Origin of the sequence: Streptomyces sp. 13-12-16, from assembly GCF_002114215.1 — a bacterium.
Classification (GTDB): domain Bacteria; phylum Actinomycetota; class Actinomycetes; order Streptomycetales; family Streptomycetaceae; genus Streptomyces.
Genome location: NZ_NCTE01000643.1, coordinates 1 through 5,680, shown reverse-complemented (window position 1 = coordinate 5,680; position 5,680 = coordinate 1). Strand labels below are relative to the sequence as shown.

The 5,680-nt window shown below is 71.6% G+C and carries 6 protein-coding genes; 5 read left to right on the top strand and 1 reads right to left on the bottom strand.

Annotated features, from left to right (window positions below):
• The 3 genes from B7767_RS24870 to B7767_RS24860 form a co-directional block, all read left to right on the top strand.
• On the top strand, window positions 1–832 hold an 832-nt coding region (locus B7767_RS24870; RefSeq protein WP_085574154.1), incomplete at its 5' end, for a hypothetical protein.
• A 299-nt stretch (window positions 833–1,131) separates the two neighbouring features.
• Window positions 1,132–2,037: a S1 family peptidase gene (locus B7767_RS24865; protein WP_085574153.1), complete on the top strand. Its 906-nt coding sequence runs from the start codon at window positions 1,132–1,134 to the stop codon at window positions 2,035–2,037.
• Window positions 2,038–2,495: 458 nt separating this feature from the next.
• A complete protein-coding gene (locus B7767_RS24860) occupies window positions 2,496–3,542 on the top strand; it encodes a S1 family peptidase (RefSeq protein WP_085574152.1) in 1,047 nt (348 codons plus the stop codon).
• 51 nt (window positions 3,543–3,593) lie between these two features.
• On the opposite strand, the gene B7767_RS24855 is transcribed toward B7767_RS24860, so the two are convergent.
• Window positions 3,594–3,968, bottom strand: a complete 375-nt coding sequence (locus tag B7767_RS24855; RefSeq protein WP_085574151.1) for a cupin domain-containing protein — start codon at window positions 3,966–3,968, stop codon at window positions 3,594–3,596.
• Between the two features lie 81 nt (window positions 3,969–4,049).
• Here B7767_RS24855 and B7767_RS24850 point away from each other — a divergent pair, with 81 nt between their 5' ends.
• Both B7767_RS24850 and B7767_RS24845 read left to right on the top strand, forming a co-directional pair.
• Entirely contained in the window at window positions 4,050–4,496 is a 447-nt protein-coding gene (locus tag B7767_RS24850; RefSeq protein WP_085574150.1) for a MarR family winged helix-turn-helix transcriptional regulator, read from the top strand.
• Between the two features lie 174 nt (window positions 4,497–4,670).
• The gene (locus B7767_RS24845) at window positions 4,671–5,531 is read left to right on the top strand and encodes a triacylglycerol lipase (RefSeq protein ID WP_085574149.1); all 861 of its coding nucleotides are present in this window, start codon (window positions 4,671–4,673) and stop codon (window positions 5,529–5,531) included.
• Window positions 5,532–5,680: the final 149 nt, after the last annotated feature.

Genomic DNA, 5,680 nt, shown 5'->3' with positions numbered 1-5,680 from the left:
CGCCGCGCGGCGGGTCGCGGCGAGCTGGGACCGGGCGGGAGCGCGGACCGGTTCGGACGTCGGGTTCGACACCGCCGTCCTCGTCGACGCCGTGGACCGGCAGACCGGCATCGAGACCCTCGCCGGGCCCGGCACCCCGATCCTCACCGTCACCGAGCCGACCGAGACCGCGACGGCCGCGGCCTTCGCGCACACCGCGGTGCTGGCCGGCCGGCCGCGCAACGCCGTACCGCTCGCGGAGGCCGGACGCCTCTTCGGGCGCCTCGCGCACCTCCTGGACGCGGTGGAGGACCGGGAGGCCGACGCGGCCTCGGGCGCCTGGAACCCGCTCACCGCCACCGGGACCCCGCTGGAGGAGGCCCGTCGGCTCGCCGACGACGCGGTGCACGGCATCCGGCTCGCGCTGAAGGAGGTCGAATGGGGGTCCGGGGTCTCCCCGGAAGGGCGCAGCACCGACGGCGGTCTCGCGCACCGGCTGCTCGTCCATGAATTGCCCAACTCCGTCCATCGTGCCTTCGGTACGGTCTCCTGTGCCCACGGAACCGGCCCCTACGCGCCTCCCGGCACCCCCGGTGGCCCGCTGCCCCCCGAGCCGCCGCGCCGCGACCGGCGCGGACTGCTGGCCGGCTGCGCCGTGTGGCTGGGACTCGCCTGCACCTGCCAGTTGTGCTGCGGCACCTACGACGACCCCTGGAGCCGGGAGCAGAAGCAGGGGCCCTGCGCCAACTGCGACTGCAGCGGGTGCGGCGACTGCTGCAACTGCTGCGAGTGCTGCAACTGCTGCGGTGAGGACGGCTGCTGCGACGGCTGCGACTGCGGCTGCGACTGCTGACGGACCGGTTATCCGGAGGGGCGAATTCCGGACACCGTGCGGCTGTTCGACCGGTCGTGCCGCGGGTGTGACCACTGGTAACGCGGTCTCACACCCGGACCAAAACTCCTAGACGGTTCAAAGGTTGACGTCCAAAAGGCACCCTTGCGCCGAACGGTCGGTCGGCCGAATACTCGCTTCCCACAGCGCTTGTCAGGGGCACGGCGTGTTCGGAATCCGGGCACCCGGCTCCCTGGCTGCGCCTCACGGGCCCACAAACCCCACGAGGGCCCCCTACTTCCTTTGTGGAGGAACGAGAAGTGAGGATCAAGCGCACCACCCCCCGCAGCGGCATCTCGAGACGGACTCGGCTGATCGCCGTAGCCACCGGCTTCGTGGCCGCTGCCGCGATCGTGGTCCCCAGCGCGAACGCGGCCGAGACCCCCACCACCTTCAGCTCCGCCGAACTCAAGAGCGTGAGCGGCTCGGTGCTGGAGGCCGACGTCCCGGGCACCGCCTGGGCCGTCGACAGCAAGACCAACCGGGTGCTCCTGACCGTCGACAGCACCGTCTCCCAGGCCGAGATCAACAAGATCAAGCAGCAGGCCGGGGACGACGCCGCCGCGATCACCGTCAAGCGCACCCCGGGCAAGATCAGCAAGCTCATCCAGGGCGGCGACGCCATCTACGCGAGCAGCTGGCGCTGCTCCCTCGGCTTCAACGTCCGCAGCAGCAGCGGCGCCGAGTACTTCCTGACCGCCGGTCACTGCACCGACGGCGCGGGCACCTGGTACTCCAACTCCGCGCGCACCACGGCCATCGGCTCGACGGCCGGCACCAGCTTCCCGGGCAACGACTACGGCATCGTCCGGTACACCGGGTCCGTCAGCCGGCCCGGCACCGCCAACGGCGTGGACATCACCCGCGCGGCCACCCCGAGCGTGGGCACCACCGTCATCCGCGACGGTTCCACCACCGGCACCCACAGCGGCCGGGTCACCGCCCTGAACGCCACCGTCAACTACGGCGGCGGCGACATCGTCTCCGGTCTCATCCAGACCACGGTCTGCGCCGAGCCCGGCGACTCCGGTGGCGCGCTCTACGGCAGCAACGGCACCGCGTACGGTCTCACCTCCGGCGGCAGCGGCAACTGCTCCTCCGGCGGTACGACCTTCTTCCAGCCGGTGACGGAGGCCCTGAGCGCCTACGGCGTCAGCGTCTACTAGGAGCGGCCCGCCGGGACCGGCCGGCACCACCGGTCCCACGGGTCCCATCCCGCAGCCGGCAGCACCACGAGCCCCCGCACGCGATCGCCGTGCGGGGGCTCACTCTTGCCCCAGGCGTGAGGGTCGAATTCAAGCCACGGCGGAATCCCGCGTACCGTACCGCCGGTTACTCCCCCGTAGCGTTTGCAGTGCGAACCGTCCTGCGTGTCCATGACCTGTCAGGACATAGGGGGCGCGCGCCCGTTGCCGTACGCGCGTCCTGAAGTCGACCTTGTGTGCCCACCGCAGGGTTCGGAAGAGTAGGCGCCGTTCGACCGGCGCGGGTGTGGCTTCTTCTGTGTTCTGCCCCCGTCGCCGTACACCTTCCGGTCCGGTGAGGTCCCCACAACCTCCCGGGCCGTCCCCCCACAGGAGGACGTGAGTTGAAGCACCGACGCATACCCGGGCGACGTGCGGTCATGGCGGGTGCGGGCATCGCCGCACTGGCCGCCGGCGCGGTCACCTTCCAGACTGCGAACGCCAGCGAGGTCCCGGCGGACTCCACGCCCCGGGCCCTCTCGATCGGAGCGGCCGGAAAGCTCGCCTCGACGCTCGCCCAGGACCTGGGCGCCGACGCGGCGGGAACGTACTACGACGCGAAGAACAAGGCCCTCGTGGTGAACGTGCTCGACGAGGCCGCCGCCGAGACCGTCGAGTCGGCCGGCGCCGAGGCGAGAGTCGTGGCGAACTCCCTCGCCGAACTGAAGAGCGCGCGCACCACCCTCGAACAGGACGCCACCATCCCGGGCACCGCCTGGGTGACCGACCCGACCACCAACAAGGTCGTCGTCACCGCGGACCGTACGGTCTCCGAGGCCGAGTGGGCCAAGCTGACCGAGGTCGTCGACGGGCTCGGCGCCACCGCCGAACTCCAGCGCACCAAGGGGGAGTACAAGCCCTTCGTCGCGGGTGGCGACGCCATCACGGGCAACGGCGGGCGCTGCTCGCTCGGCTTCAACGTGACCAAGGGCGGCGAGCCGCACTTCCTCACCGCCGGGCACTGCACCGAGGGGATCTCCACCTGGTCGGACTCCTCGGGCACCGTGATCGGCGAGAACGTGGCGTCCAGCTTCCCGGGCGACGACTACGGTCTGGTCAAGTACACCGCCGACGTCGCCCATCCGAGCGAGGTGAACCTCTACGACGGCTCCACGCAGGCGATCTCCGGCGCCGCCGAGGCCACCGTCGGCATGCAGGTCACCCGCAGCGGTTCCACGACCCAGGTGCACTCCGGCACGGTCACCGGTCTGGACGCCACCGTGAACTACGGCAACGGCGACATCGTCAACGGTCTCATCCAGACCGACGTGTGCGCCGAGCCCGGCGACAGCGGCGGCTCGCTCTTCTCGGGCGGCAGCGCGGTCGGCCTCACCTCCGGCGGCAGCGGCGACTGCGCCTCGGGCGGTACGACCTTCTTCCAGCCGGTGACGGAGGCCCTCTCGGTGACCGGTACCCGGATCGGCTGAGCCCCGCACCCTACGACGGCCCGTCCCTCCGCACGGAGGGGCGGGCCGGTCTCAGTTGGCCCACGGCGGCACCACGCGCGTGCCGTCGGCCAGGGTCGCCTCCAGGCCGCGGGAGGTGGTGACCCAGGAGACGGCGACCTCGGTGGCCGGGTTCTCGACGGCGAGGGTCGCGCCGGGGTTGATGATCACCGTGTCGCCGGCGGTGACGCGGTGAGCGGTGCCGTCGAGGGTGACCAGCAGCTCGCCGGAGAGCAGATGGAAGATCTCCTCCCGGTTGACGGTGTGCGCGGGCGCCCTCGTGCCGGCGGGGATCTCGCCCCGCCAGGCGCACAGCTCCTCGCTGCCGGTCGAGGGGGTGGCGTACGAGACGAAACGGGCGCCGTGCATCTCGTGGACGACGGCGTCGGACGGGCGGACGACGGGCACGATGATCTCCTTCAGTGGTCAAGTAGGTTGACCATATAGTCAAGTAACTTGACCATTTCGTCAAGGTGCTTGAATTTCCCCGTGCAGAACTCCGAGGCCATCACCCTGTCCGCCGCCCTCCTCGCCGTCGCCGGTGAGCTCACCCAGCGCATCCATGACGGGGTGGTCGCCCGCGGCTTCGAGGGGGTGCGGCCGGCGCACGGCTTCGCCTTCGCCCGGCTCGCCCCGGACGGCGCGACGGTCACCGACCTCGCGCTCCACCTCGGGGTGACCAAGCAGGCCGCGAGCCAGCTCGTCGACGAGCTGGTGCGCAAGGGGTACGCCGAGCGGCGCCCGCATCCCGTGGACGCGCGGGCCCGGCTCGTCGTGCTGACCGAGGCGGGGTGGGCCTGCACCGGGGCGGCCGAGGAGGCGGCGGCGGAGGCCGTACGGGCCTGGGGTGAGGTGCTGGGGGAGGCGGAGGTGCGCGAACTGGCGCGGAAGCTGCTGCGCATCGCGCCCGACGGGCCGATTCGTCCCGCCTGGTGACGCCATATCAGGTGCGGGAGCGTCACCGCCGGTCAGTGCCGGAAGTTTTTACCGACGCGTAACTTCCCAGTTTTACTACTCGCCCGTAACTTGACGGGTGAACAGCATCCTCGTGATCCGGATCACAGGGAGTAAGGCCCCCACCCTTCCCCCGTACCGCAAGGAGATCACGCGATGCTGCCCTGGAAGCGAGTGATCAGACCCCTCGCCGCGCTGCTGCTGGCCGCGGGCCTCACCCTCCCCACCGCCGCCGGCGCCCACGCCGCCACCGCGCCCGCCTCGGGCTGGAACGACTGGTCCTGCGAGCCCTCCGCCGCCCACCCCCGCCCCGTCGTCCTGGTCCACGGCACCTTCGGCAACTCGGTCGACAACTGGCTGGGCCTCGCGCCCTACCTGAAGCACCGCGGCTACTGCGTCTTCTCCCTCGACTACGGACAGCTCCCCGGCGTCCCCCTCTTCCACGGCCTCGGCCCCACCGAGAAGTCCGCCGAACAGCTCGACGCCTTCGTCGACGAGGTGCTCGCCGCCACCGGTGCCGCCGAGGCCGACCTCGTCGGCCACTCCCAGGGCGGCATGATGCCGCGTCACTACCTCAAGTTCCTCGGCGGAGCCGACGAGGTGAACGCCCTCGTCGGCATCGCGCCCAGCAACCACGGCACCACCCTGGGAGGCCTCACCCGACTGCTGCCGTACTTCCCCGGCGCGGAGGACCTGCTGAGCGAGGCCACCCCCGCCCTCGCCGACCAGGTCGCCGGCTCCGACTTCCTCACCAGGCTCAACGAGGGCGGCGACACCGTGCCCGGCGTCCGCTACGTCGTCATCGCCACCCGGTACGACGAGGTCGTCACCCCCTACCGCAGCGGGTTCCTGACCGGACCGAACGTGCGCAACGTCCTGCTCCAGGACCTCTGCCCGCTCGACCTGTCCGAGCACCTGGCGGTCGGACTGTTCGACCGGGTCGCCTTCCACGAGGTGACCAACGCCCTCGACCCGGCCCACGCCGAGCCCACCACCTGCGCCTCCGTGTTCGACTGACACGTGTACGCGCGGGTGCGCGCGTCGGGGCCCTGTCCGGCCTGAGCCGCCGGACAGGGCCCCGAGACGGGTTCAGCGGCCGTGCCGCCCGGTCGCCGAGCGCCGCCGCGCGGAGGCGAACAGCGCCGCCGAGCCGAGCGCCAGCGCCG

What these genes read in the sequence shown, in the direction of transcription:
- B7767_RS24845 (WP_085574149.1), top strand. Translation starts at nt 4,671, where the DNA reads ATGCTGCCCTGGAAGCGAGTGATCAGACCCCTCGCCGCGCTGCTGCTG.
- B7767_RS24860 (WP_085574152.1), top strand. Translation starts at nt 2,496, where the DNA reads ATGGCGGGTGCGGGCATCGCCGCACTGGCCGCCGGCGCGGTCACCTTC.